Raw genomic sequence first — 24,905 nt, 5'->3', positions numbered from 1 at the left:
GCGCTAGAATGGCCGACGGTATGGCCATCGCTACTTCCTCCACGCTTCCCTTGACGCCCTGTACGGGCGTCTGTCGGCTCGATGCGCGCGGCCTGTGCATGGGTTGCCTGCGCACGGGCGACGAGATCGCACGCTGGTCGACCCTGAACGACGCGCAGAAGCGGTGGATCATGGATGAGATCCTGCCTCGCCGGCAGGGCGGCTGATGGACGACATGCTGGCGAGGCTTCGTGGCGCGCTGCTTCCTCTGGAGGCGCCTCCCGGTCCGCGCGGGTGGAACCACGACGACATGGCCGAATTGATCGGCGATGCACCGAGACGTCCGGCCGCGGTGCTGATCGGCATCCGCGACGACCGTGAGCAGAACGTGCTGCTCACGGTACGCACCGATACCTTGCAACAACATGCGGGACAAGTGGCTTTCCCCGGCGGCCGTGTCGAACCCGACGATGCCGGCGTGGTGGCTGCCGCGCTGCGCGAGAGCCGGGAGGAAATCGGCCTCGACGCGGCCATGGTGACGCCGCTGGGTTTCCTCGAATCGTTCGAGACCATCAGTGGCTACTCGGTCACGCCCGTGGTCGCGCGTGTCGCCGCCAACGCGGAACTCAAGCCGGACCCGGGCGAGGTGGCCGAAGTGTTCGAAGTGCCGTTCGCGTTCTTCCTCGAACCGGCGAACCTGCGCCGCTATACGATGGAATTCCGTGGCCACCGCCGCGACATGGTCGAGTTCCTCCACGCGGGTTACCGCATCTGGGGCGTGACGGCGGCCATCCTGCTCAACCTGCTGAAACGGATGGGTCACCCATGCTGATCTCGCGCACGCTGATCGACGCGGCCACGGCCGCCCACCTGCCGGCGCACGACGTACTCTTCGTCGACGCGCGCTTCGACCTCAACCAGCCGGGTGGACGCGATCCCGGCAAGGGCGACCAGGACTATGCGTTGTCGCATGTGCCGGGAGCGGTGCGTGCCGACCTCGACCGCGACCTCGCCGACATGGCCACGCCTTCACAGGGGCGCGGGCGCCATCCGTTGCCATCGGCCGCATCGTTCTCGGCGTGGCTTTCCCGTGCCGGATGGCGACCCGACGTGCAGGTGGTCGTCTATGACGCCGCCGGCGGATCGCTCGCCGCCGCGCGCTTCTGGTGGTTGGCCCGGTTGTCCGGCATCGACAACGTGGCGGTGCTGGATGGGGGCTGGCCGGCGTGGCTGGCGGAGGGGCTGCCCACGGACAATGTGCTGCCGCTGCGCGAGCCGACGACGGTGCATGCCGTCTTCGACGAGGCCGGCACCGTGAACGCGGACGAGTTGGCCGAAGGCGTCGCCAGCGGTCGTCTGCTGTTGCTCGATGCTCGCGCCGCGCCGCGTTACCGGGGCGAGGTGGAGCCGCTGGACCCGGTGGCGGGCCATGTGCCCGGTGCGCGCAACCGCCCCTTCTCCGAAAACCTGGACGCGGAAGGCCGGTTCCGTTCACCGGAGGAACTGGCGCGGGCCTTCAAGGCAACGATCGCCCCCCACCCGGCGGAGGACGTCGTGCACATGTGTGGGTCCGGGGTCACGGCTTGCCACAACCTGTTGGCGATGGAGTACGCGGGCCTGTGCGGCTCGCGCCTGTATGCGCCGTCGTGGAGTGGCTGGGTCAGCGATCCCTCGCGCGCCGTGGCGACGGGCGAGGGCTGAAAGCCGTTCAGAGCGGAACCGTACGCCGCTCCCGCGCACTCACCTGCGCGGCCTCGATCAGGCGGATCACGTCGCGCGCCTCGCGTGCTTCCACCGGCAGCGCCGTGCCGTCGCGGATGGCGGCGGCCACACCGTCGTAGAAGGCGGTGTACCGGCCGGGCAGGGTCTCGATCGTGGTCGCGCTGCCGTCGGCATCGGTGAATCGGCCGAACAGGGCCGCGTCGTCTTCGCCCCAGCCTTCGCCGCCGGGACGTCGTCCTTCGCGAAGCGCCGCCTCCTGTCCGTCGATGCCGTACTTGACGAAGCTGCCGCCGTCGCCGTGCACGAGATAGCGCGGGCCGGGATCGCGCACGAGCACCGAGGCGTGCAGCACCGCGCGGCGGCGGCCGTAATCGAGCACGAGGTGGAAGTAATCGTCGGCCCGCGCGGCGGCTCGTTGCCGGGTCACGTCCGCCGTGACCGCCAATGGCCAGCCGAACAGCACCAGGGCCTGATCGATAAGGTGCGCGCCCAGGTCGTAGAGCAGGCCGGAACCCGGCGCCTCCGTTTCACGCCACCCTTGCTTGATCTCCGGCCGGAACCGGTCGAAATGCGCTTCGTAGTAGGCGACCTCGCCCAACCGGCCGTCCTCGACGAGACGGCGCACGGTGAGGAAATCGTTGTCCCAACGCCGGTTCTGGAATACCGAGAGCTTGCGATCGCGTTCCGACGCCAGGGCGATCAGGGCCTCGGCCTCGGCGGCGTTCAAGGTGAACGGTTTATCGACGACCACGTGCTTTCCCGCCTCCAGCGCGGCGCGGGCGAGCGACGCGTGGCTCTCGTTGGGCGTGGCGATCACCACCAGCTCGATCGCCGGGTCGGCGAGCAGGTCTTGAGGGTTTTCGTATGCCTTGGCCTCGGGGAAGTCGCGCAGGATGTCGTCGCAACGCCGGCTGCCGATGGCCGCCAGGCGCAGGCCCGCGGCGGCGGCGATCAAGGGGGCGTGGAAGAAGGCGCCCGCCGTGCCATAGCCGATGAGGCCGGTGGGGATCGGTTGGGTGAGGGTTCGGGTAGCGGTCATGGGGCAAGGTTAGCGCGAGTGGCCTGATCGTTTCGTTTAGGATTCCACCGTTTTTTACTGCTTTCGGGCCAGGCCATGACCACGTTAGACATCGACGCCGCCCAGCGCGCGCGCCTGCCCCGGCAGATTCCGTACATCGTCGGCAACGAAGGCTGCGAGCGCTTCAGCTTCTACGGGATGCGCAACATCCTCACCCCGTTCCTCGTCACCTCGCTGCTCATGTACCTGCCGGAAGCGGAGCGGCCGGGTGCGGCGAAGGACGTGTTCCACACCTTCGTGATCGGCGTGTACTTCTTTCCGCTGCTCGGCGGCTGGCTGGCCGACCGCTGGTTCGGCAAGTACCGCACCGTGTTGTGGCTCAGCCTCGTGTATTGCGTGGGCCACTTGTGCCTGGCGCTGTTCGAGCACAGCGTCGCCGGGTTCTACACGGGGCTGGCCCTGATCGCCCTGGGTGCGGGGGGAATCAAGCCGTGCGTGGCGGCCTTCGTCGGCGACCAGTTCGACGAGAGCAACCGGCACATGGCCAAAGTGGTGTTCGACGCCTTCTACTGGATGATCAACGTCGGGTCTTTCCTGGCTTCGCTGCTGATGCCCTTCTTCCTGCACCGGTACGGCGCCGCGGTGGCGTTCGGCATTCCCGGCGCCTTGATGTTCGTCGCCACACTGGTGTTCTGGCGTGGCCGCCGGCACTACGTGATGCTGCCGCCGACCGGCAACGATCCCCACGGATTCACCAAGGTCGTTCTTACCGCCTTGCTGGCGCGTGCACCGGGGCAGGGAAGGCCGGGATTGACGGTGGCGGTCGTTGCCGCCGGTCTCGCACTCGCGTCGCTGGCGCTCGCGCCGACGCTGGGCATCGTCGCCGCCGTGTGCCTCGCCTTCGTCTGCCTGCTCGGTGGCGTCGGCATCGGCACGCGAATGCAATTGGAGCGCGCGCGTGGTGCGCATCCGGACGAAGCGATCGACGGTGTCGGCGCGGTGTTGCGTGTCCTCCTGGTGTTCGCGCTGGTCACGCCGTTCTGGTCGCTGTTCGACCAGAAGGCCTCCACCTGGGTGCTCCAGGCGAACGCGATGACCATGCCGGAATGGCTGCATCCCGCGCAGATGCAGGCGATCAATCCCGCCCTGGTCTTGCTGCTGATCCCGTTCAACAATCTCGTCCTGTTCCCCTTGCTGCGGCGCGCCGGCATCGAACCGACCGCCTTGCGCCGCATGACGACCGGCATCGCGCTCTCGGCCGTCGCATGGGTGATCGTCGGCGCGATCCAGCTCGCGATCGACGGTGGCGATCCGGTCTTCGTGGCCTGGCAGATCCTCCCCTACGTGTTCCTCACGATGGGCGAAGTGCTCGTGTCCGCGACAGGACTGGAATTCGCCTATAGCCAGGCGCCACCTTCGATGAAGGGCACGCTGATGAGTTTCTGGACGCTCAGCGTCACGGTGGGCAACCTCTGGGTGCTGCTGGCCACCGCGGGTGTGCGCAACGAGGCGGTGCTCGCCGGCATCGCGGGCACCGGCATCGGCACCACCGCGTTCCAGATGTTCTTCTTCGCCGGATTCGCCGCCGTGGCCGCGTTCGCGTTCGGCCTGTATGCGCGGCGCTACCGTGAGGTGGATTACTACCGTTCGGCGTGAAGCCGTGCAGAGCATCGCCGACAGGGTCGGCTCCCACCAGGCACGGCAAGAACAGGCTCTCGCCGTGCCGATGGAAGGTCAGGTGGGAGCCGACCTTGTCGGCGATGGGTGCTGGCCAAAACGCCCCAATGGAATACGCGTCCCCACCCCAGCGATGAACCGTCGCCCACCCTCGTCATAATCCCACTGCTCCACCACGCAGGCACCGCGATCCCGCGACGCCTCATGGCGAATCACATGGAAGGAATTGCTGATCCCTTCACGGATGCGCCGTGACACCGCGGTACCTGCCTGTACCGACCACAATTCACGGGCCAGGCGACGTGCTTCCGTATCGAGCGGACGCACGTACGGAAGATGGATATGACCGCCCAGGATCAGATCGGCACCGGCGGCGGCCCAGGCGGCGATCGCCTGTTCGTGGTTGATGAGCAGGTTGGCGATGTCCTTCTCGCGGATCACATGCACAGGCTGGTGCGTGACCACGATACGGAGTTGCTCGTCGCGGGCCTGCGCGAGGCGCCGGCACACACGTTCGACCTGTTCGTCGGACACGACGCCGTTCTTATGCCGCGACGGACGAACGGTGTTCACGCCGACGGCCAGCACATCGCCGTTCTCGAACGCCGGTTCGAGGTTGTCGCCGAAGGCACGGCGAAACGCTCCGAACGGGTCGACGATGCGCGCGAAGAGATTGAACAAGGGCACGTCGTGGTTGCCGGGGATCGCCAGCGTGGGACGGGCGTAGCCATCGACGAAGCGCTTCGCCGCCGCGAACTGTGCGCGACGCGCCCGTTGGGTCACGTCGCCCGAGAGGATCACCAGGTCCGGCCGCAATGCGACGATGGCCTCATGGAGTGCCGCTACCGCCTCCGGCCGCTCCGTGCCGAAGTGCGGGTCGGATATCTGGACGATCACGCTCATCCCGGGTCCTCGCCGGGGTTGCGCACGCGGTCGGTGAGCAGGGACAGCGGTCGTGGCGCGGCGCGGAAGACCAGTGGCGGCATGAGCCTGACGATCTCGCCGTCGACGGCCACCTTGATCGCATGGCGATGATGTTTCGGCGTCACGGTGATTTCGCGGAAGCCGAAACTCACCGCGTTCTCCGCTTCACCGAGCTTGCCCAGCGCGCCATGCAGGATCAGGCCGAGCATGGTGAGCCTGCCGATCGGTTTCAATACGAGGCCCGCAAGCGTGCCATCGTTGCGCAGCACGTCCACCGCTTCGGGCAGACCGATTTTTTCGAGTTGCAGCGCGTTATTGCCCACGAACAGCGTGGGCGTGCGCAGATGGCGCGTGCGCTCACCATCACTGACCTCGATGCGCAGCGGGCGGTAGCCGCGCATCATCGTCGCCAGTCCCGACCACAACGCCACGATGCGATGTCTCCCGAAGCGCTGCTTCCACGTCTCCCGGTCTTCCAGCACCTGCGGATAGAGGCCGAGGCTGGCATTCACCAGGAACATGCGGTCGTTGACCATTCCGATCTGCGTATCGGCTGGCGTCGCCCTGAGCAGTGCTTCCGTGGCACCGCGGGTATCGGTGGGAATGCCGTGCGTACGGCCGACGAAGTTGAACGTGCCCTGTGGCAGGACACCCATGGGCAGCGATTCGGCCCAGGCCGTTCCCGCCACGCAGTTGATCGTTCCGTCGCCGCCAGCGGCCACGATGGCTCCGCCTTCCCGCTTCGCGTGAGCGGCGGCATCACGGACGATGTCCTTGATGTCGCGCGTCCCATCGATGAGGAAGAAGCGATGCGGGCGCCCGGCGGCGTCGAGTATCGAGGCGATCTCGGCGCGCGCGGCCTCGGCGTCCTGCTTGCCCGATCCGGCGTTCATGACGATGGCGAAGTAGGGGCAAGGGTTCATGCGTCAAAACAACCATTCGCGCCGTCACGACCGCATGAAATCACGCCAGGCTCTTGCGCCCGTCGCGCAGCCGGAAATATTCCGCGCTGCCGGCGCACAGCGTCACCCACGCCAGGCCGGTCGCGTACCCCGCCATCACGTCGCTGAAGTAGTGCACCTGCAGGAGGATGCGGCTGATCCCCACGATGGTGATCATGCTCACCGCGGCCACCACGATGGTCCGGTGCCAGCGTGGCGGGCAGAGTACGAGCGCCACGTAGGCGAGCATGCCGTAGAACACCATCGACCCCGAGGCATGGCCGCTCGGGAAGCTATAGCTGTGTTCGACGATGAAGCCGTGGTCGTGCAGCGGCCGTTCGCGCTGGAACCAGGCCTTCAGCGCGCTGTTGATCACGGCGGTTCCCACCAGCGTGGTGATCCAGCTGGCCGCGAGGCGGAAATGACGGCGCCACAGCAGCGCGAGGAAGACGACGAGGGTGGCGATACCCACCACGATGGGATCGCCGGCGTGCGTGACGAGGGCTACTGCGCGCAGCACGGCCAGGGGCATGTTATCGCGCAGGGCGGTCGCGAGTTCCGCATCGAACACGGTCAGGCCGGCGGCCTCACGCACCTCGACCGCGATCGCGGTGGCGATCACCAGCATCGCCACCACCACGGCCACGACAGTGGCGGGCCGCAGGAAGGCACGGGCGGCCGCGTCCTGGCCTTCGCGGCGGCGCATGGCGCGCCGCCACGCCATGTCCGCGCCGCCCAGCGCGAGAACGAGCAGGGCGGCCCAAAGCGACAGGGCATGCCGGCTGATCCACTCGGTATCCATTCCGTTCGCTCCTCATCTCGTGTCAGGATCGGCGATGTTGCCACGCCGCGCGCCCGCGGCTCGAGAAGGGGTCGTTCGATGAAAGTTCTATCCGCCCGCGCCATCCTCGCCCTGGCGCTCGCCACGGCGGGTTTCGCCGCCCATGCCGATGACGCGCCGTTGGCGCACCGCATCGTCCGCGTCACGCTCGACGGTGCCAGCGACAAGGGCACCTCGGGACGCCTGATCCTGTTTGCAGCGCCCGCCTCGGCGGCGAAAGACGGCAAGCTCGAGGCCGTCGATACCAATCCGTTCCAACCCAAGGCCGTGTCCGTCGCCGCACGGGAGGTGACCTGGATCGCGCCGGGCCAGTCGGTCGACCTGGACACCGATGGCGAAGCGTTCCCGGCGGGATTCTCGACGCTGCCGCCGGGGGATTATTTCTTCCAGGCGGTGCTCGACGTGGATAACGACTACAACTACGGTGGCCGCCATGCCGGCGACCTGATCAGCGATGTGACGCCGGTGAAGCTCACGCCGGGGGGCAGCCTGCCGGTGCTGAAGTTGAGCAAGACCGTGCCGCCGCGCGATCCCTGGGTCCTGCCGCCGATGGCGCCACAGGAGGTTCGCGATGCCTTGCCGGAAGCACGCCAGCATGCCCACGCGGAGATATTGCAAAGCCCGCTGTTGACGGCCTTCGCGGGCCACCCCGTGTCGGTCCGCGCCTGGGTGGTCACGCCGCCGGGCTACGATCCCAAGGGCACGACGCGCTATCCGACCGTCTTCCTCACCCACGGCTTCACGGGCGGCTTCGACCGTTACGCGGGGACGATCGCCTACCTGTGGCTGGCGATGTCCAAGAAAGAGATGCCGCCGATGATCTGGGTGCTGCTCGACGAATCGGGCCCCACCGGCACGCATGAGTTCGCCGACTCGGTGAACAACGGGCCGTGGGGCCAGGCACTCACCACCGAATACATTCCGTGGCTCGAAGGCCGCTACCGCATGGACGGCAAGCCCGGCGGACGCTTCCTCACCGGCCACTCGTCCGGCGGCTGGGCGACGTTGTGGTTGCAGACGCGTTACCCCAAGGAGTTCGGCGGCACGTGGTCGACCTCGCCCGATGCCAGCGACTTCCGTGATTTCACCGGCATCGACATCTATGCCGTGAATGGCAACGCCTACAAGAAGCCGGATGGCACGCCCATTCCGTTGGTGCGCGACAAGGGCCAGGTGATCGCCACCCTCGAGACCTTCGTCAAGCTGGAAGACGTGCTTGGAGCCTACGGCGGCCAGTTCGCCTCGTTCGAATGGGTGTTCTCGCCACGCGGCAAGGACGGCCGGCCCCAGCAGCTGTTCAACCGCGTCACCGGTGCCGTGGACCCTGGTGTCGCCGCGTACTGGCGTGACCACTACGACATCGCCCAGCGCCTGCGCACGCAGTGGCCCGCGTTGAAGCCCGACCTCGACGGCAAGATCCACGTCATCGTCGGGACGGCCGATACCTTCTATCTCGACGGGGCTGCGAAATTGCTCAAGGAAACCCTCGATGGCCTGCACGCGAGGAGCGATATCCGCTTCCTTCCCGGCAAGACGCATTTCGACCTCTACACCGAGGGTGACGACCGGCAGGCGTTGTTGAAGAAGATCGCCTGGGAGATGTACGGCGTGGCGCGGCCGGGGCAGGGGAAGTAGGCGGTTCCTCGCGAGGTTGAATCGCCGACAAGGTCGGCTCCCACCGAGCATCGCCGACAGGGTCGGCTCCCACCAGAGCATGCATGGCTTTCAGCTCTGGTGTGGGAGCCGACCTTGTCGGCGATGCTCTTCGACCAAGGTCCAGAGGCGCCCCCGCACCCACTGTCCTACCCTCGGACGATCCAATCCCGGAGGTACATCCATGGGCTACGAGGCATCCTGGCGACGCTCGGTCGACGAACCGGAGGCGTTCTGGGGCGAGCAGGCGCGGTTGATCGATTGGCAGACGCCGCCGCAACGCATCCTCGACCAGTCCAACCCGCCGTTCCGTCGCTGGTTCGTCGGTGGAACCACCAACCTCTGCCATAACGCGGTCGATCGACACCTCGATGCGCGCGGCGACCAGCTCGCCATCGTCGCGGTTTCCACCGAAACCGGCATCACCCGCGAAATCAGCTATCGCGAATTGCATCGCGAAGTGAATGCCTTCGCGGCCATCCTCGTCGAACTCGGCGTGGTCAAGGGCGACCGTGTCGTCATCTATATGCCCAACATCGCCGAGGCGGTGTTCGCCATGCTCGCCTGCGCGCGCATCGGTGCGATCCATTCCGTCGTCTTCGGCGGCTTCGCCGCCCACAACCTGGCCCTGCGCATCGACGATGCGGAGCCGAAGCTGCTGGTCTGCGCCGATGCGGGCATGCGCGGCGGCAAGATCATTCCGTACAAACCCCTGGTGGACGCGGCGCTGCGCGAAGCGAAGGCGCCGCCGGCGCATGTGCTTGTGGTCCGGCGCGGCCTCGATCCCGGCATGGCATGGGTCGTGGATCGCGACCTCGACCACGCGCCGCTGCGCGAGAAGCATCTCGATACGAAGGTTCCCGTGGAGTGGCTGGAATCGAACGAGCCCAGTTACCTGCTCTACACCTCGGGCACCACGGGCCGGCCGAAGGGTGTGCAGCGCGATGTGGGCGGCTACGCGGTGGCGCTCGCGGTCTCGATGACGGCGATCTTCGACCTGCAACCGGGACAGACCATCCTGTGCACGTCGGACGTCGGCTGGGCCGTGGGGCATTCGTACAACGTGTACGGCCCGCTCATCGGTGGCTGCACCGCGATCCTGTACGAAGGGCTACCCACCGGTCCCGACCCCGGCATCTGGTGGCGTCTTTGCGAAAAGTACAAGGCACGCACCATGTTTTCCTCGCCCACCGGCATCCGCGTGCTGAAGAAGCAGGATGCGGCATGGTTGGGGAAATACGACCTCTCGTCGTTGAAATGGATCTTCCTCGCGGGCGAGCCGCTCGACCAGCCCACCTACGACTGGCTCACCACCGGCACCGGCAAAACCGTGGTGGACAATTACTGGCAGACCGAAACGGGCTGGCCGGCCTTGTCCCTGATGCCGGGACTGGATCTCAAGCCGGTGAAGCCCGGTTCGCCCGGCTTTCCGACGTTCGGATATCGCATGCGCGTGATCGACGAGGCCACCGGCGAAGAAAAGCCGGCAGGCGAAAAAGGCGTGCTGGTGATCGAACCGCCCTTGCCACCGGGTTGCCTCACGACGATATGGCGAGACGACGAGCGCTACCGGCGCAGCTACTTCGGCCATTTCAAGGAGCTGCTGTATAGCTCGCTGGATTGGGCGGTGCGTGATGCCGAGGGCTATTTCTTCATCCTCGGCCGCACGGACGACGTGATCAACGTGGCCGGACACCGCCTCGGCACGCGCGAGATCGAGGAATCGGTGGCGACCCTCGGCGCGGTGGCCGAGGTGGCGGTGGTGGGCATCGCCGACGAACTGAAAGGGCAGGTGCCCGCCGTTTTCGCCACGCTGAAGCAAGGCGTCACGGACGATCCTCGCGATGTGGCGCAGGCCATGGAGCGGCGCGTGGTCGAATTGCTGGGTGGCGTGGCGCGCCCCGCCTGTGTCTACGTCGTGGGAGCACTGCCTAAGACCCGCTCGGGCAAGCTCCTGCGCCGCGCGCTGCAGGCGCTGATGCAGGACACCGACCCCGGCGACCTCTCCACCCTGGACGACCCGGGCGCCCTGGAGGAAATCCGCCAGGCCATCGCTCGTGGCCCGCATTGCGGGCAGAAGCGGGCTTGAGGCTGCGAGCCGCATCCCCCCTACCCGTGGGCCGCTTCCCTGTGGGAGCCGCTTCAGCGGCGATCCCGCGGCAGCGGGCAGGCTGAGGCAAGCACCCATCGCCGCTGAAGCGGCTCCCACAGCGGCTAGGCTCCCGCGAAGTAGCTCCCCTCAGTGAGAGGGCATTCTCCCGCGACGCAGCAAGGCCTCGCCTCGGCGGTGCGCTAAAATGGCTCTCTTTGCTTCGGAGAGTTCCATGGCACAGCAACCCTCGGCCGGCGCCCGTTTCCGCGCCGCGCTCGCGGCCGAACAGCCGCTGCAGGTGATCGGTGCGATCAATGCCAATCATGCGCTGCTGGCCAAGCGTGCCGGGTTCCGTGCCATCTACCTGTCCGGCGGCGGTGTCGCCGCGGGTTCGCTGGGCCTGCCGGACCTGGGCATCAACACGCTCGACGACGTGCTCACCGACGTCCGCCGCATCACCGACGTCTGCGACCTGCCCTTGATGGTCGACATCGATACCGGCTTCGGCCCCAGCGCGTTCAACATCGCCCGCACGGTGAAAAGCCTGGTCAAGTTCGGCGCCGCCGCTTGCCATATCGAGGACCAGGTAGGCGCCAAGCGCTGCGGTCACCGGCCGGGCAAGGAAATCGTCACCACCGAGGAAATGGCCGATCGCGTCAAGGCCGCGGCCGACGCCAGGACCGATCCGGATTTCTTCCTGATCGCCCGCACCGACGCTATCGCCGTGCTCGGCGTGGATGCCGCCATCGAGCGCGCCATCGCCTGTGTCGAGGCCGGCGCCGATGCGATCTTCGCCGAGGCCGCCTACGATCTGCCGACGTACAAGCGTTTCGTCGAGGCGGTGAAGGTGCCCATCCTCGCCAACATCACCGAGTTCGGCCAGACGCCGCTGTTCAGTACCCAGGAGCTGGGCAGCGTCGGCGTGGGCATCGTGCTCTATCCGCTATCCGCGTTCCGCGCCATGAACAAGGCCGCCGAGAACGTCTACAACGCCATCCGCCGCGACGGTCACCAGCGCAACGTCATCGACACGATGCAGACGCGCGAAGAACTCTACGACCGCATCGGTTACCACGCTTACGAACGTCACCTCGACGAACTGTTCTCCAAGAAGGGTTAAGGAGTTACGCAATGAGCGACACCACCACCCAGCCCAAGGCGAAGAAATCGGTCGCCCTCTCCGGCGTGCCGGCCGGCAACACCGCGCTGTGCACGGTCGGCCGCAGTGGCAACGACCTGCATTACCGCGGCTACGACATCCACGACCTCGCGGCGAAGGGCTCGTTCGAGGAAGTCGCCTACCTGCTGGTGCACGGCGTGCTGCCGAACTGGATGGAGTTGAATGCCTACCGCGCCAAGCTCAAGCGGCTGCGGGGCTTGCCCGCACCGGTCAAGAGCGCGCTCGAACTCCTGCCCGCCTCGACGCACCCGATGGACGTCATGCGCACCGGTGCCTCGGTGCTCGGCACGGTGTTGCCGGAGAAGGACGACCATAACCTCACCGGCGCACGCGACATCGCCGATCGGCTGATGGCGAGCTTCGGCTCGATGCTGCTGTACTGGTACCACTTCAGCCATAACGGCAAGCGTATCGAGACCGAGACCGAGGACGAATCGATCGCGGCGCACTTCCTGCACCTGCTGCACGGACGCAAGCCGAGCGACCTGCACTCGCATGCGCTCGATCGCTCGCTGGTCCTTTACGCCGAGCATGAGTTCAACGCCAGCACGTTCGCCGCACGCGTCATCGCCGGCACCGGATCGGACATCTACTCGGCGATCACCGGTGCGATCGGTGCGCTGCGCGGTCCGAAGCATGGCGGCGCCAATGAAGTGGCGATGGAGATCATCGCGCGTTATCGCGACGCGGCCGAGGCGGAAGCGGATATCCGCGCTCGCGTCGAGCGCAAGGAGATCATCATCGGCTTCGGGCACCCGGTGTATACCGTGTCCGATCCGCGCAACGAGATCATCAAGGAAGTGGCGCGCAAGCTCTGCACCGATGGTGGCAATCCGCGCCTGTTCGAGGTATCGGAGAAGATCGAGAAGCTGATGTGGGAACTGAAGAAGATGTTCCCCAACCTCGATTGGTACTCCGCCTCGGCGTACCACATGATGGGCGTGCCGACGGCGATGTTCACGCCGCTGTTCGTCATCGCGCGCACCTCCGGTTGGAGCGCGCATGTGATCGAGCAACGGCAGGACGGCAAGATCATCCGTCCGAGCGCGAACTACACGGGTCCGGAAGACCTGGCGTATACGCCGATCGAGAAGCGATAAGCCCGAGAGCCCCGGGGTCCGGGAGCCCTGGGGTCCTAGGGTGTATCGAAGTCTAGGGGTCTAGAGACCTGGTGGGAGAGACCTGGTGGGAGCCGACTTCGTCGGCGATCCCGCGGCAGCGGGCCAGGTCGAGGCAAGCACCCATCGCCGACAAGTCGGCTCCCACAGGGTGGTTAGGCAAGCACCCATCGCCGACGAAGTCGGCTCCCACAGGGGGTTGAGGCAAGCAGCCGATCGCCGACAGGGTCGGCTCCCACCAAAGGCGGCTCTCACCAGAGCCGGCTTCCGCAAGGGTTACAGCGCCGCGGCCAGGCGGGTGGCCTTGTCGATGGCCCGCTTCGCGTCCAGTTCGGCGGCGACATCCGCGCCGCCGACCAGGCGCACGTCCACGCCGCGCGCAACCAGTTCGTCATGCAACTCGCGATTCGGTTCCTGCCCCGCGCAGACGATCACGTTGTCCACGTCCAGCACCTGCGGTTGCCCGTCGATCACGACATGCAACCCATGGTCGTCGATGCGTTCGTAGGCGACGCCACCGATCATCTGCACCCGCTTGTTCTTCAGCGTCGCGCGATGCACCCAGCCGGACGTCTTGTTGAGCCGGCCGCCCGGGCGGCCAGCGCTTCGCTGTAGCAGCCAGATCTGGCGCTCGGGCTTTTCCGGCTGTGCGGGCATCAGGCCGCCCGGTGTCGCCATGCTCATGTCGACGCCCCATGCCTTCGTCCATCGGCCGATATCGGTGGTGGGGGAGGGCGCCGCTTCGCTGAGGAATTCCGCCACGTCGAAACCGATGCCGCCGGCGCCGATGATCGCCACCTTCTTGCCGACGGGCGCATCGGCCTGCAGGACATCGAGGTAGCTCAATACTTTTTCATGGCCGGCTCCGGGAAGATCCAGCGCACGCGGCAGCACGCCCGTGGCGAGGACGACGGTATCGAACCCGCCATCGGCAAGGACCTCCACGGTCGCCGGCGTGCCCAGCCGGCGCTGCACGCCGGTGGCGTCGAGACGATGGTCGAAGTAGCGCAGCGTCTCGCTGAATTCCTCCTTGCCGGGAATGCGCTTGGCCATGTTGAACTGTCCACCGATTTCCGTGGCGCGATCGAACAGGGTCACCGCATGGCCACGTTCGGCGAGCGTCGTCGCGGCGGCGAGGCCGGCCGGGCCCGCGCCGACGACAGCCACGCGCTTCTTCGTCGTGGCGGGCAGGATCGTCAGTTCGGTCTCGTGGCATGCGCGTGGATTCACCAGGCACGACGCGCGGCGGTTCTCGAATACATGGTCGAGGCATGCCTGGTTGCAGGCGATGCAGGTGTTGATCGCTTCGGGCCGCGCCGCGCTGGCCTTGTTCACCCATTCCGGATCGGCCAGCAGCGGCCGCGCCATCGAGACCATGTCGGCATCCCCCTGGGCGAGGATGCGCTCGGCGACGTCCGGCATGTTGATCCGGTTGGTGGTCACCAGGGGGATGCCCACCTCGCCCTTCATGCGCCGCGTCACCCAGGTGAACGCGCCGCGTGGGACGCTGGTCACGATGGTGGGGACGCGCGCCTCATGCCAGCCGATACCCGTGTTGATGATGGTCGCGCCCGCCGCTTCGATGGCCTTGCCGAGCGTGACGATATCGGTCCAGGACTGCGATTCGTCGACGAGGTCGAGCATGGACAGCCGGTAGACGATGATGAAATCCCTGCCTACCGCCTCACGCATGCGGCGCACGATCTCGATGGGAAAACGCATGCGGTTTTCGGCGGAGCCACCCCAGCGGTCCGTGCGCTTGTTGGTGCGCGGCGTGAGGAACTGGTTGATCAGGTAACCTTCCGAACCCATGACCTCCACGCCGTCGTACCCGGCATCACGCGCCAGCTTCGCACTGCGCACGAAGGCATCGATGCTGCGCTCCACGCCTCGCGCGGAAAGCGCGCGTGGCGTGAAAGGGGTGATCGGCGACTTGATCCGCGACGGCGCCACGGAAAGCGGCTGATAGGCGTAGCGCCCCGCATGCAGGATCTGCATGCAGATCTTCCCGCCCTCGGCATGCACCGCACGGGTGACCTTGCGATGCCGGCCGACATGCCAGGGCATCGACATCGTCCCCGACATCGGCTTCAGCCACCCCTCGATGTTCGGCGCGATGCCACCGGTGACGATCAGGCCCACGCCGCCGCGCGCACGCTCGGCGAAGAACGCGGCGAGCTTGTCGTAATCCGCGGCCTTGTCTTCCAGTCCCGTATGCATCGAGCCCATGAGGACACGATTGCGCAAGGTGGTGAAACCCAGGTCGAGCGGGGCTAGCAGGTGCGGATAGGCCACGGGAGGCTCCGGTTCAAACGATCGTTCGAATGATCGTCGTAACCGGCGTCCACGGCAAGGGCGGGCGCAGCAGCGGACCAGGGCGCCCCAGTGGCGTTACGGCGTGTATCGCCGCGTTTACACGCGGGGGCCTTCGGGCGACCCACGAAAAACGCTAAATCCGCATGGCAGCACGTTCTTGCGAGCCAGATTGCCGAAGGCACGCAACTTGCTCCGTTCTTTCACCCGGTGCGTTGGCAGGACGTCCGGTCATCCCGAAAAAACAGGGGTTCCGCGTCGCTCACAGGAGACTCTCCCATGCGTAAGACTCTTATTGCCACGGCGATCTGCCTCGCCATCGGATTTGCCTTGCCGGCCATGGCCGACGACACCCAGACCGGATCTTCGGGTGCCAGCGCGCAGCGCAGATCGATTGCCGTGCAGTACTCCGATAGCTCCACTTATACGGACAGCTCGACCCACAGCCGGACCGACACCACGTCCGGATCGTTCAACACCACCAACGCCATCTCGTACACCGTGCTCAACGGAAGCGTCAGCAACGTGGGCGTGAGCGGCATCGGCAATATCGCCCGCAACCTCGGCAACGCCAACGGCGGACGCGGCGGTAGCGGCGGCGACGGCTACGGCGCGGTCGGTTACGGCGGATCGGGCGGATCGGGCGGTGACGGCGGCAACGCGCGTGCGCGCGGTGCGGTCGGTGGCGACGGTTCCGCTTCGAGTGGTGACGCGGGTGCATTGACCGCCTCCGCGGGCGGCGACGGCTCCGGCGATGGCGGCAACGCCAACGGCGACGGTGGCCGGGCCAACGCGCGCGGTGCGGGTGCCGATACGGCGACCGGCGGGTCCACGGCCAGCACCGGTGGCGCGAGCGCCAGCACGGGCGGCGCGGGAACCTCCGGCGACGCGACCGGAACGGCCACGGGCGGAACCGGCACGGGCGGTGCCGGTGGCACGGCGATGGCGGCCGGTGGCGAAGGCGGTGCCGGTGGCGCGGGCGCGTCGGGCACGGGTGGCGCCGGCTCGGGTGCCGATGGTGGCGCCGGTGGCGCGGGTGGCACGGCCTACGCCGATGCGGGTGCGTTCGACATGTCCAACAACATGGGCAGCGCGGGCGCGGCGGCCGCCGGTATCTCCAACTTCGCGCAGAACAGCGGCGCGGCGTCGTTGATCCAGCAGGGCGTGAATGTCCAGGCCAACCTCAGCGTGGGCTCGGCTCCGTAACGGCTGGACCGGTAGCAAAGGGAACCACGGGGCGCCCCGGCGCTCCGTGGTCATCCGAAGGGAAGCCCCAGGACCTTCAGGAGAACACCCATGCGGCAGCAACACGAACATCGGGCGCGCCGGGCACTGGCCCTGGTGGCCCTGGTTTGCGTCGGCGGCACCGCGTTCGCCACGCCCCCCGCCAACGAACCGCCACCGGCCTCGTTCGGCCAGGCCACTCCCGTCGAACAGCTGCAGGCCATGACCGGCGGCAGCGGGACCACGAACAACGTCAACCAGCAGACGCTCAACGGCACGATGAGCGACACCGAGGCGAAGAACACGATCAGTGGCGGCAACGTCGTCTCGGGCAGCGCGTTCGACAACTCGGCCGGCTTGCCGACGGTGATCCAGAACTCCGGCAACAACGTGCTGATCCAGAACTCCACCATCGTCAACGTGCGGATGAATCCATGAAGGCCGCCTGTGCCCTCGCACTCTTGTTCGTCGTCGTGGCACCTGCCGCGCCGGCGATGAAGGCGGAGGTGCAGACCAGCCCGGGTACCTCGTACCCGGTGCGGATGACGAGCCTGAAAGAGGCGCGCTTCCGCAACACGATCCGGCAGAAATACGACTTCAGTTGCGGCTCCGCCGCCGTCGCCACGCTGTTGACCTACCAATACGGCTACCCGGTCGACGAGCAGTCCGCCTTCGACGTGATGTTCACCCACGGCGATCGCGCGAAGATCGGCAAGGAAGGGTTCTCGCTGCTGGATATCAAGCGGTTCCTCGCCTCTCGTGGCTTCGAGGCCGATGGTTTCGAGGTGCCGCTGGAGAAGCTCGACAACGAAGGGGTGCCCGCGATCGTGCTCATCAACGAACGCGGTTATCACCACTTCGTCGTGGTGAAGGGTTACAAGAACGGCCGCGTGCTGGTGGGCGATCCGGCCCGAGGCACACGCGCCATGTCCAAACGGCGATTCGACGCCATGTGGAACAACGGTGTCGTCTTCGTCATCCACAACCAGCGCGACCGCGCCATCTTCAACAGTCCACGCGACTGGGCGGTCGCTCCCGCGGCACCTATCGGAGACGGCATCCAGCGCAACGGGCTAGAGCCACTGGTGATGCCCAAGCGCGGACCGGGGGACATATGAAAACCCGAACACTCATCGTCGCCGCCATCCTTGGCGGTGCCTGCACCACCGTTTGCGCCGCGGAGTTTCCAGCGAACCGAAGCGTGCCCGACGCGCGGCTGGACCGTATCCGTGGCGGGTTCGATCTTGGTGACAACCTGCGCGCTTCCTTCGCGCTGCAGCGCACCGTGCTGATCAACGGCATGGAAACGATGCGCACGACCATCACCGTTCCCGACATCGCGAACATCACCCGCGACCAGGCGGCCGCCCTGCAGGATGCCTTGCGCACCACGGTCGTCACCAACGGCGCAGGAGGCGTGGCGGGCGCGGTACCGACGGCAGCGACGCAGAATTCGGGAGCCGCCGCATCCATGGCCGCCGCGACGCCGGCCGCCACGTCCGCGACCTCGGGCGCCGCGGCGACCACCCTGGCGACCGTCTCGGCCGCGCTGCCGAATTCGGCGCTGCCGGGACTCATCGTGCAGAACTCGCTCGACAACCAGGCCATCACGGCCACCACCACCATCGACGCGTCGGTCAACAGTGCGCGGATGCTCGAAAACATCCGCATGGCGGAGTCGGTCCAAGACGCGGTGATCCAGTTCCGGGGGAATTGACGCATGTATCGCAATGGCAGGGTGATGCAGGCAAAAACGTGCGCGGGTGCCCTGGCATTCGCGGTGCTTCCGATGTGGATCGGCGCATGCCTGGCGCAAGAGGCCACCATCGATCCGGCCCTGCGCGAGAAGATCGACGCGCAAGGAAGGCGCATCGATGCGATGCGTAGCCGCATGGCGGAGCAGCTCGCCGAACTCGAGCAGATGAAGCGCGAGCTGGCCATGCAGGAAATGAACTACAACGACCTGCGCAAGGCGGTCGGCCTCAACGCGTTGGAAGAGGCGCGCGGCGGCTCCGCCGCACTCGCCGATCCGCGCGCGCAGGCCACGCCGGGGCAGGAGACACCGGGAGCGCCACCGCCTGGCGCTCCTCCGGCGGGAACGTCCGGACAGGTGGTCGCCACGCAGCCCGTGGGCCGCCGGCCGGAAACGGACGAGCGACCGCCCGAGGTCGCTCCGATCTTCGACCAGCCGGGCGTGCTCACGCCCAAGGGCAAGCTGATCGTCGAACCTTCCTACCAGTACGGCTACTCGTCGAGCGACCGTGTCGCGCTGGTCGGCTACACCGTGATTCCGGCCATTCTGATCGGTCTGGTGGACGTGCGCCAGGTGAAGACAACCACGCAGACAGGCGCGGTGGCGTTCCGCTACGGCCTCACCAATCGCATGGAAGTCGAAATACGCATTCCCTACGTCGACACGCATACGGACACGATCAGCCGCGAGATCTTCACCGGTACGGCACAGGACCGCCTGTTCACCACGAGCGGCAAAGGGCTTGGCGACATCGAGGCCACGTTGCGTTACCAGATCAACGACGGCGGTGCGGACAAGCCGTATTACGTCGGCTGGTTCCGCGCCAAGTCGCGAACGGGTCGCGATCCCTTCGAAGTCACCAGCGATTGCGTAACGCGCTGCGTGGAAAACTTCACCGGCACGGGGCTGCCACTGCGCAACCCGACGGGGTCGGGCTTCTATTCGGCGCAACTGGGCGTCACCTGGCTGTATCCCTCCGATCCGGTGGTGTTCTTCGGCAACCTCAGCTACCTGCACAACTTCGAGCGGAAGAACGTCAGCCGTAACGTACTCCTCGCCGGCAAGCAGTTCCTGGGCGACGTGAAAGCTGGCGACATCGCCGATATCAGCATCGGCATGGGCCTGTCGTTGAACGAGAAGGCGTCCATCAGCATCGGCTACGACCAGGCCTTCGTCGCGCGGACCACGCAAAACGACCATCCGTTGCCGGGTTCCGCGCGAGTGACCCTCGGCTCCCTGTTGGTCGGCGGCTCCTACCGTTTCAACGACAAGGAGACGTTGAACGTGACACTCGGCGTAGGTGTGACGGGCGACACACCGGACACGACGATTACCGTGCGTGTCCCCATCACCCTGTAGCTTCACATCCGTTTCACTCATTTCGACCTGAACGCGTTTCGAACGCGTTCGGGTTCCCGTGCACGCGCCGCACACATCATGGATCGTTAAGATTTCACGGGGGTTAGAACACACAAACATTGCAGGGAGTTCTACATGCGCACACGTCCACATCGTTACGCCAAGGCCACCGCGGGCTTGGCCATCGCTTCGCTAGCCGTCCTGGGTGCCGCCGCGCATGCGCAGGACAGCAACAAGAAGTCGCAGTCGCCGGCGCTGGACAACATCAGTGTGTGGGTGGGCGGCTACTACACCAACAACGACACGACGATCGGTGCGAACACGGGCATCTTCAACACCAGCGGCGACGTGAACCTCGAGGACGACCTCGATTTCAAGAAGCACAAGACCGTGCCTCGTGTCCGCCTGGACTTCCTGATCGGCGAGCACCAGGGCTTCTCCTTCGATTATTACGAAGTCGACCGCTCGCACTCCAAGACGCTGTCCGAGCAGATCAACTTCCTCGGCAATCCCATCGCCGCGAGCGCGCGCGTGAAGGGCGACCTCAAGTTCACCTTCGGCAGCGCCGCGTACAAGTGGTGGTTCGGTACAGGCGACGACGTCTTCGGCGTGGGCCTGGGCGCCGCGTACTACAAGGTCCAGGCGAGCATCTACGGCACGGCCACGGTAGCCGGCCAGACCTTCACGGACGGCTCGGCCAGCGACACCAATGCGTGGGCGCCCAACCTGCAGCTTGGCTGGCGGCATGCGTTCAACGACCAGTGGCGCATGTATTTCAACGCGTCCGGGGTGAAGCGGAACGGCGGTTCGCTCAATGGCCATATCTGGGACGCGGCGCTCGGCGTGGAATGGTTCCCGTGGCAGAACGTCGGCTTCGGCGCGGAGTACGCCTACACGAAGATCAAGCTGCACCAGGACAAGCGCAATTACGACCTCGATCTCGACATGAAGCTCAATGGACCTGCCGCATACGTCCGTTTCCGCTTCTGACCATCCGGATGGCGAACCGGCCCCGTGCCGGTCGCCTCGCCGGGGGGAATCCAAGGCCGCCGCGAGGCGGCCTGTTTTCTTGGTGACCGAGCGGGCCGCCACTTGCCGCACCCAGGTGGGAAGCGGGCTGGCCCGCGAGGCCATCACTCGCTCAGGCAAGCGCCTTGCGCTGTGCGCGGCGCGCCCACAGCCATCCGCCGCCGCAGATGCCCGCCACCAGGATCACGTCGAGCAGCCACGGTGCCCAGGGGCGGGCGTCGAACCACGGCGCCACCAGGTGGTCGTGGGCGATCATGCGCGCGGCTGTCCAGGCGATGGCACCCGCGCCGATGTAGACGACGACCGGGAAGCGCTCGATCAGCTTCAGGATCAACGTGGAACCCCAGACGACGAGCGGCACGCTGATGGCGAGGCCGAGCACCACCAGGCCCATGTGGCCCTTGGCCGCGCCAGCGATCGCCAGCACGTTGTCCAGGCCCATCAAGGCGTCGGCGATGACGATGGTGCGTATCGCGGCCCAGAAACTGGAGGCCGGGGTGATGTCCGGATCGTGCTCCTCGTGCTTGAGCAGCTTCCACGCGATGGGCAACAGCAGGATGCCGCCCGCCAGCATCAGGCCCGGGAGCTTCAGCAGCCAGATCACCGCGAAGGTGAGGGCGATGCGCAAGGCGATGGCGCCGAACGTGCCCCAGAACACGGCTTTCTTCTGCAGGTGGCGGGGCAGGTTGCGCGCGGCCAGCGCGATCACGATCGCGTTGTCGCCGGCCAGCACCAGGTCGAGCAGGATGATGGCGGCAAGGCCGGAAAAGAATTCGGGAGTGAGGAAATCCATGCGGTGAGACCCTTCGCGCGCTGTGTGGACCAATGCGGCAGCGACGGGTACGCGCGCCCGTCGTCACCGCAAAAGTCTCGTTCCCGGCGCGAAGCCGCCGCGATGACCGGGGCGCATGGGGCGCCCGTACTGACGATCGTCGCGCACGGGGGCGATGTCGCCCCCGCGGAACTACTCCCCTTTGGGTTGTAGTGGGGCGCATTGTGGCGGTTGGGATGCAGCGCGGCAAGACATGCATGGGGGCTCACCGGTTAAAATCGCCGGCTATCCCAAACCCTCGCGAGTGAAGTCATGAGCGCACACGATATCCGTTCCGCCACGCGTCCCGATCCGGACCAGCCGCTGGTGGACATCGCCAACTACGTGGCCGACTACAAGGTCGACTCGCAGGAGGCCTACGACACCGCGCGCTACATGCTCCTGGACTCGCTGGCCTGTTCGGCGCTGGCGATGAAGTTCCCGGACTGCGTCAAGCACCTCGGTCCGGTCGTCCCGGGCGCCGTCCTGCCCGGTGGTACCCGCGTGCCGTTCACCTCGCACGAACTCGACCCGGTCCAGGCGGCCTTCGCCATCGGTACCCAGATCCGCTACCTGGACTTCAACGACACCTGGCTGGCGGCGGAGTGGGGTCACCCGTCGGACAACCTCGGCGCGATCCTGGCTGTCGCCGACTACCTTTCGCGCAAGGCGGTGAAGGAAGGCGGCAAGCCGCTCACCGTGCGCGACGTGCTCGGCTACGCGATCAAGGCCCATGAAATCCAGGGCTGCTATGCGCTCAAGAACAGCTTCAACCGCGTCGGCCAGGACCACGTGATCCTGGTCCGCCTCGCCTCCACCGCGGTCGCCACGGCGATGCTGGGTGGCGACAAGGAACAGATCACCACGGCCGTCTCGCACAGCTGGATCGACAACGGCGCCCTGCGTACCTACCGCCACGCCCCCAACACGGGCCCGCGCAAGAGCTGGGCCGCCGGCGACGCCTGCCGCCGCGCCGTCACCCATGCCATCAACGCCGTCTATCGGAACGTGGTGGGCTATCCCTCGGCGCTCACGGCGAAGACCTGGGGCTTCTACGACGTGGCCTTCAAGGGCAATGCCTTCGAGTTCGAACGCCCCTTCGGCAGCTACGTGATGGAGAACGTGCTGTTCAAGATCAGCTTTCCGGCCGAGTTCCACGCGCAGACCGCCGTGGAGTGCGCCATGGCCCTGCACGCCCAGGTGGCCGGCCGTCTCGGTGAGGTCGAGAAGGTGGTCATCGAGACCCAGGAGGCCGGCTGCCGGATCATCGACAAGACCGGCCCGCTGGCCAACTACGCCGACCGCGACCACTGCATCCAGTACATGGTGGCCGTGCCGCTCATTTTCGGCCGTCTCACCGCCGACGATTACAACGATTCCGTGGCCGCCGATCCGCGTATCGACGCCCTGCGCGACAAAATGACCGTGGTGGAAAACCCGCAATTCACCAGGGATTACTTCGACCCCGAAAAGCGTTACATCGGCAATTCGGTCCAGGTGTTCTTCAAGGACGGCTCGCATACCGAAAAAGTCTCCATCGATTTCCCGATCGGGCACCGCAAGCGCCGGGCCGAAGGCATCCCCGTGCTGTTGAAGAAGTTCGAGGCCGCGCTGCGGGCCGAGCTCCCCGCGGAGCGCGTCGAGAAGGTCCTGGCGGTCACCCGTTCGGCCGAAACACTCGATTCCATGCCCATTCACGAATTCATGACACTCTTCACGGCTTGATAATGGCCGTGACTCAAGTATGAACGGCGGTTTTTGGCAGGTGCTCAATTGTTTGATTTTTGCTAAACTGCCGCCGCCCGTTGAAGGGGTATCAAAGCGAGGGACGGCTGAAGTCCCCGGATTCGATAAGAGTTCTACGCGCGATTTCCGTCTGGGGTGGAGCGCGGACGCGAATACCAATAATGAGGAGACACCGATGAAACGTAAGGGCTTGTTTTTGCTGATCGGCTTGGCCCTGGGCGGCGTGGGTGCCGTTCACGCGCAGGAGTCCGCCGATACGGCGGGTAACGGCTATGACGGCCGCTGGTACATCGCCCCGACGGTTGGCGGTTACTACAACGACACCGATCGCAACACCAACAGCCGCCAGGTCTACTACGGCCTGGGTTTCGGCAAGTTCATCTCGAACAACGCGTCGATCGACATCTTCGCCGATCGCACCAAGCGCGATAACGATGGCGTTGGCCATTGGTCGAACAACAGCTACGGCGTTGCCGCCCGCTTCTACGCTGGTGCGTGGGACAGCTGGCGTCCGTACCTGCTGGCCGGCGTGATGGGCTCGTACCACCACAACCCGTCGGACAACGGCTGGTCCCCGGCCGCCGAGCTCGGCGTCGGCGTGTCCAAGACCATCACCGACAGCTCCGACTTCCGCGTGGAAGCCGGCTATCGCTACGACTGGGACGACAAGACCACCGACAGCGAGAACGGCTACGGTGACTGGTTCCTCGGCTTCTCGATCGTCTCGCGCTTCGGCGAGCCGCCGGCTGCCCCGGCTCCGGCCGCTGCTCCGGCTCCGGCCGCTCCGGATTGCTCGACCCTCGACAGCGATGGCGACGGCGTGAACGATTGCGACGACAAGTGCCCGGCCACCCCGGCTGGCACGATCGTCGGTCCGGATGGTTGCCCGCAGAAGGTCGTCATCGACCTGCGCGGTGTCAACTTCAAGTTCGACCGCCCGAAGAAGGGCGAGACGAACATCGGCCCCACCCTGCAGGAGCCGACCAGCGAATCGCTGGGCGTCCTCGACCAGGCTGTCGACACCCTGCAGCGTTACCCGCAGGTCAAGGTCACGGTTGCCGGTTACACGGATAGCGTCGGTAAGGACGCGTACAACCAGGGCCTGTCCGAGCGTCGCGCGAAGATCGTGTTCGACTACCTGACCTCGCACGGCATCGGTGCGGATCGTCTGGAAGGCCCGATCGGCCACGGCGAGAACAACCCGATCGACACGAACGACACGGCCGAAGGCCGCGCTCGCAACCGTCGCACGGAACTGCAGGTTCAGCAGTAATCCTTGCAAGATCGGTAGTAGCAGTAAAAAAGGAGCCCGGCGAAAGCCGGGCTCTTTTTTTGTCCCTCCGGTGGAAACCGACCCTGGTGGGAGCCGCTTCAGCGGCGATCCCGCGGCAGCGGGCCAGTACTTCGTGATTCTGAGGGCTCGGCTTCGCCCTCGCGTTGGGGTGTGTGCGTGGCGGGGGAGCTGCCGGGCGCCACCCTCGGCGCGACAGGCGGTGCCGTCCCTTGGGAAGGGAAGCCGCTGCGC

At 66.3% G+C, this 24,905-nt stretch carries 20 protein-coding genes and 1 pseudogene; 15 read left to right on the top strand and 6 right to left on the bottom strand.

From position 1 onward, the window contains the following. The first annotated feature begins 8 nt into the window (after positions 1–8). Together AB6730_RS09160 and AB6730_RS09155 are read left to right on the top strand one after the other, a co-directional pair. A pseudogene (locus tag AB6730_RS09160) lies at positions 9–811 on the top strand (CoA pyrophosphatase). Next, on the top strand, positions 805–1,680 hold the full coding sequence (locus AB6730_RS09155; protein ID WP_371023338.1) for a sulfurtransferase: 876 nt from the start codon (positions 805–807) through the stop codon (positions 1,678–1,680). Before AB6730_RS09160 ends, AB6730_RS09155 begins: the two are co-directional and overlap by 7 nt. Before the next feature lie 7 nt (positions 1,681–1,687). On the opposite strand, the gene AB6730_RS09150 is transcribed toward AB6730_RS09155, so the two are convergent. Then, positions 1,688–2,740, bottom strand: coding sequence for an oxidoreductase (locus AB6730_RS09150; protein WP_371023337.1), 1,053 nt, complete (start codon positions 2,738–2,740; stop codon positions 1,688–1,690). A gap of 75 nt (positions 2,741–2,815) precedes the next feature. Between AB6730_RS09150 and AB6730_RS09145 the strand changes: the two genes are divergently transcribed. After that, positions 2,816–4,375, top strand: coding sequence for an oligopeptide:H+ symporter (locus AB6730_RS09145; protein WP_371023336.1), 1,560 nt, complete (start codon positions 2,816–2,818; stop codon positions 4,373–4,375). Between the two features lie 78 nt (positions 4,376–4,453). Here AB6730_RS09145 and AB6730_RS09140 read toward each other — a convergent pair whose 3' ends face one another. Genes AB6730_RS09140 through AB6730_RS09130 form a run of 3 tightly spaced genes read right to left on the bottom strand, consistent with a single transcriptional unit; the run spans position 4,454 to position 7,063 of the window. Further along, a complete protein-coding gene (locus AB6730_RS09140; protein ID WP_371023335.1) occupies positions 4,454–5,299 on the bottom strand; it encodes a metallophosphoesterase in 846 nt (281 codons plus the stop codon). Then, positions 5,296–6,243, bottom strand: coding sequence for a diacylglycerol kinase family protein (locus AB6730_RS09135; protein ID WP_371023334.1), 948 nt, complete (start codon positions 6,241–6,243; stop codon positions 5,296–5,298). Before AB6730_RS09135 ends, AB6730_RS09140 begins: the two co-directional genes overlap by 4 nt. 40 nt (positions 6,244–6,283) lie before the next feature. Continuing rightward, positions 6,284–7,063: a phosphatase PAP2 family protein gene (locus AB6730_RS09130; protein WP_371023333.1), complete on the bottom strand. Its 780-nt coding sequence runs from the start codon at positions 7,061–7,063 to the stop codon at positions 6,284–6,286. Between the two features lie 78 nt (positions 7,064–7,141). Here AB6730_RS09130 and AB6730_RS09125 point away from each other — a divergent pair, with 78 nt between their 5' ends. The 4 genes from AB6730_RS09125 (at position 7,142) to prpC (ending at position 13,127) form a co-directional block, all read left to right on the top strand. After that, the gene (locus AB6730_RS09125; RefSeq protein ID WP_371023332.1) at positions 7,142–8,737 is read left to right on the top strand and encodes an alpha/beta hydrolase; all 1,596 of its coding nucleotides are present in this window, start codon (positions 7,142–7,144) and stop codon (positions 8,735–8,737) included. A 202-nt stretch (positions 8,738–8,939) separates the two neighbouring features. Continuing rightward, entirely contained in the window at positions 8,940–10,844 is a 1,905-nt protein-coding gene (gene prpE, locus AB6730_RS09120) for a propionate--CoA ligase (protein ID WP_371023331.1), read from the top strand. Between the two features lie 235 nt (positions 10,845–11,079). Further along, positions 11,080–11,967, top strand: coding sequence for a methylisocitrate lyase (prpB, locus tag AB6730_RS09115; protein WP_306849969.1), 888 nt, complete (start codon positions 11,080–11,082; stop codon positions 11,965–11,967). An 11-nt stretch (positions 11,968–11,978) separates the two neighbouring features. Further along, complete coding sequence (prpC, locus tag AB6730_RS09110) at positions 11,979–13,127, top strand: 2-methylcitrate synthase (RefSeq protein WP_371023330.1); 1,149 nt, start codon at positions 11,979–11,981, stop codon at positions 13,125–13,127. Positions 13,128–13,421: 294 nt separating this feature from the next. On the opposite strand, the gene AB6730_RS09105 is transcribed toward prpC, so the two are convergent. Continuing rightward, positions 13,422–15,440: an FAD-dependent oxidoreductase gene (locus AB6730_RS09105; protein ID WP_371023329.1), complete on the bottom strand. Its 2,019-nt coding sequence runs from the start codon at positions 15,438–15,440 to the stop codon at positions 13,422–13,424. A 297-nt stretch (positions 15,441–15,737) separates the two neighbouring features. On the opposite strand from AB6730_RS09105, the gene AB6730_RS09100 reads away from it, so the two are divergent. The 6 genes from AB6730_RS09100 (at position 15,738) to AB6730_RS09075 (ending at position 20,784) form a co-directional block, all read left to right on the top strand. After that, on the top strand, positions 15,738–16,664 hold the full coding sequence (locus AB6730_RS09100) for a hypothetical protein (protein ID WP_371023328.1): 927 nt from the start codon (positions 15,738–15,740) through the stop codon (positions 16,662–16,664). Positions 16,665–16,754: 90 nt separating this feature from the next. Continuing rightward, a complete protein-coding gene (locus AB6730_RS09095) occupies positions 16,755–17,120 on the top strand; it encodes a hypothetical protein (RefSeq protein WP_371023327.1) in 366 nt (121 codons plus the stop codon). Beyond that, on the top strand, positions 17,117–17,800 hold the full coding sequence (locus AB6730_RS09090; protein ID WP_371023326.1) for a C39 family peptidase: 684 nt from the start codon (positions 17,117–17,119) through the stop codon (positions 17,798–17,800). Before AB6730_RS09095 ends, AB6730_RS09090 begins: the two co-directional genes overlap by 4 nt. Next, positions 17,797–18,399 (top strand): hypothetical protein, encoded by a 603-nt coding sequence (locus AB6730_RS09085; protein WP_371023325.1) that lies wholly within the window; start codon positions 17,797–17,799, stop codon positions 18,397–18,399. The genes AB6730_RS09090 and AB6730_RS09085 overlap by 4 nt, the downstream gene beginning before the upstream one ends. 3 nt (positions 18,400–18,402) lie before the next feature. Then, positions 18,403–19,794, top strand: coding sequence for an acetate kinase (locus tag AB6730_RS09080; protein ID WP_371023324.1), 1,392 nt, complete (start codon positions 18,403–18,405; stop codon positions 19,792–19,794). Between the two features lie 135 nt (positions 19,795–19,929). Further along, positions 19,930–20,784: a hypothetical protein gene (locus AB6730_RS09075; protein WP_371023323.1), complete on the top strand. Its 855-nt coding sequence runs from the start codon at positions 19,930–19,932 to the stop codon at positions 20,782–20,784. Between the two features lie 151 nt (positions 20,785–20,935). On the opposite strand, the gene AB6730_RS09070 is transcribed toward AB6730_RS09075, so the two are convergent. Beyond that, positions 20,936–21,616, bottom strand: a complete 681-nt coding sequence (locus tag AB6730_RS09070) for a TerC family protein (protein WP_371023322.1) — start codon at positions 21,614–21,616, stop codon at positions 20,936–20,938. A gap of 291 nt (positions 21,617–21,907) precedes the next feature. Between AB6730_RS09070 and AB6730_RS09065 the strand changes: the two genes are divergently transcribed. Together AB6730_RS09065 and AB6730_RS09060 are read left to right on the top strand one after the other, a co-directional pair. Beyond that, positions 21,908–23,359 carry a bifunctional 2-methylcitrate dehydratase/aconitate hydratase gene (locus tag AB6730_RS09065; RefSeq protein WP_371023321.1) on the top strand — a complete coding sequence of 484 codons (1,452 nt, stop codon included), beginning with the start codon at positions 21,908–21,910 and terminating at the stop codon, positions 23,357–23,359. 196 nt (positions 23,360–23,555) lie between these two features. After that, positions 23,556–24,653 carry an OmpA family protein gene (locus tag AB6730_RS09060; protein WP_306849990.1) on the top strand — a complete coding sequence of 366 codons (1,098 nt, stop codon included), beginning with the start codon at positions 23,556–23,558 and terminating at the stop codon, positions 24,651–24,653. Positions 24,654–24,905: the final 252 nt, after the last annotated feature.

Source organism: Luteibacter sp. RCC_6_2, from assembly GCF_041360655.1.
GTDB lineage: Bacteria > Pseudomonadota > Gammaproteobacteria > Xanthomonadales > Rhodanobacteraceae > Luteibacter.
The sequence above is the reverse complement of the archived record's forward strand: the minus strand, read 5'-3'. Positions and strand labels throughout refer to the sequence as shown.

Bases quoted from the DNA above. Each gene is read 5' to 3' on its own strand.
- AB6730_RS09155 (WP_371023338.1), top strand. From the start codon at position 805: ATGCTGATCTCGCGCACGCTGATCGACGCGGCCACGGCCGCCCACCTG.
- AB6730_RS09150 (WP_371023337.1), bottom strand. From the start codon at position 2,740: ATGACCGCTACCCGAACCCTCACCCAACCGATCCCCACCGGCCTCATC.
- AB6730_RS09145 (WP_371023336.1), top strand. From the start codon at position 2,816: ATGACCACGTTAGACATCGACGCCGCCCAGCGCGCGCGCCTGCCCCGG.
- AB6730_RS09140 (WP_371023335.1), bottom strand. From the start codon at position 5,299: ATGAGCGTGATCGTCCAGATATCCGACCCGCACTTCGGCACGGAGCGG.
- AB6730_RS09135 (WP_371023334.1), bottom strand. From the start codon at position 6,243: ATGAACCCTTGCCCCTACTTCGCCATCGTCATGAACGCCGGATCGGGC.
- AB6730_RS09130 (WP_371023333.1), bottom strand. From the start codon at position 7,063: ATGGATACCGAGTGGATCAGCCGGCATGCCCTGTCGCTTTGGGCCGCC.
- AB6730_RS09125 (WP_371023332.1), top strand. From the start codon at position 7,142: ATGAAAGTTCTATCCGCCCGCGCCATCCTCGCCCTGGCGCTCGCCACG.
- prpE (WP_371023331.1), top strand. From the start codon at position 8,940: ATGGGCTACGAGGCATCCTGGCGACGCTCGGTCGACGAACCGGAGGCG.
- prpB (WP_306849969.1), top strand. From the start codon at position 11,080: ATGGCACAGCAACCCTCGGCCGGCGCCCGTTTCCGCGCCGCGCTCGCG.
- prpC (WP_371023330.1), top strand. From the start codon at position 11,979: ATGAGCGACACCACCACCCAGCCCAAGGCGAAGAAATCGGTCGCCCTC.
- AB6730_RS09100 (WP_371023328.1), top strand. From the start codon at position 15,738: ATGCGTAAGACTCTTATTGCCACGGCGATCTGCCTCGCCATCGGATTT.
- AB6730_RS09095 (WP_371023327.1), top strand. From the start codon at position 16,755: ATGCGGCAGCAACACGAACATCGGGCGCGCCGGGCACTGGCCCTGGTG.
- AB6730_RS09090 (WP_371023326.1), top strand. From the start codon at position 17,117: ATGAAGGCCGCCTGTGCCCTCGCACTCTTGTTCGTCGTCGTGGCACCT.
- AB6730_RS09085 (WP_371023325.1), top strand. From the start codon at position 17,797: ATGAAAACCCGAACACTCATCGTCGCCGCCATCCTTGGCGGTGCCTGC.
- AB6730_RS09080 (WP_371023324.1), top strand. From the start codon at position 18,403: ATGTATCGCAATGGCAGGGTGATGCAGGCAAAAACGTGCGCGGGTGCC.
- AB6730_RS09075 (WP_371023323.1), top strand. From the start codon at position 19,930: ATGCGCACACGTCCACATCGTTACGCCAAGGCCACCGCGGGCTTGGCC.
- AB6730_RS09070 (WP_371023322.1), bottom strand. From the start codon at position 21,616: ATGGATTTCCTCACTCCCGAATTCTTTTCCGGCCTTGCCGCCATCATC.
- AB6730_RS09065 (WP_371023321.1), top strand. From the start codon at position 21,908: ATGAGCGCACACGATATCCGTTCCGCCACGCGTCCCGATCCGGACCAG.
- AB6730_RS09060 (WP_306849990.1), top strand. From the start codon at position 23,556: ATGAAACGTAAGGGCTTGTTTTTGCTGATCGGCTTGGCCCTGGGCGGC.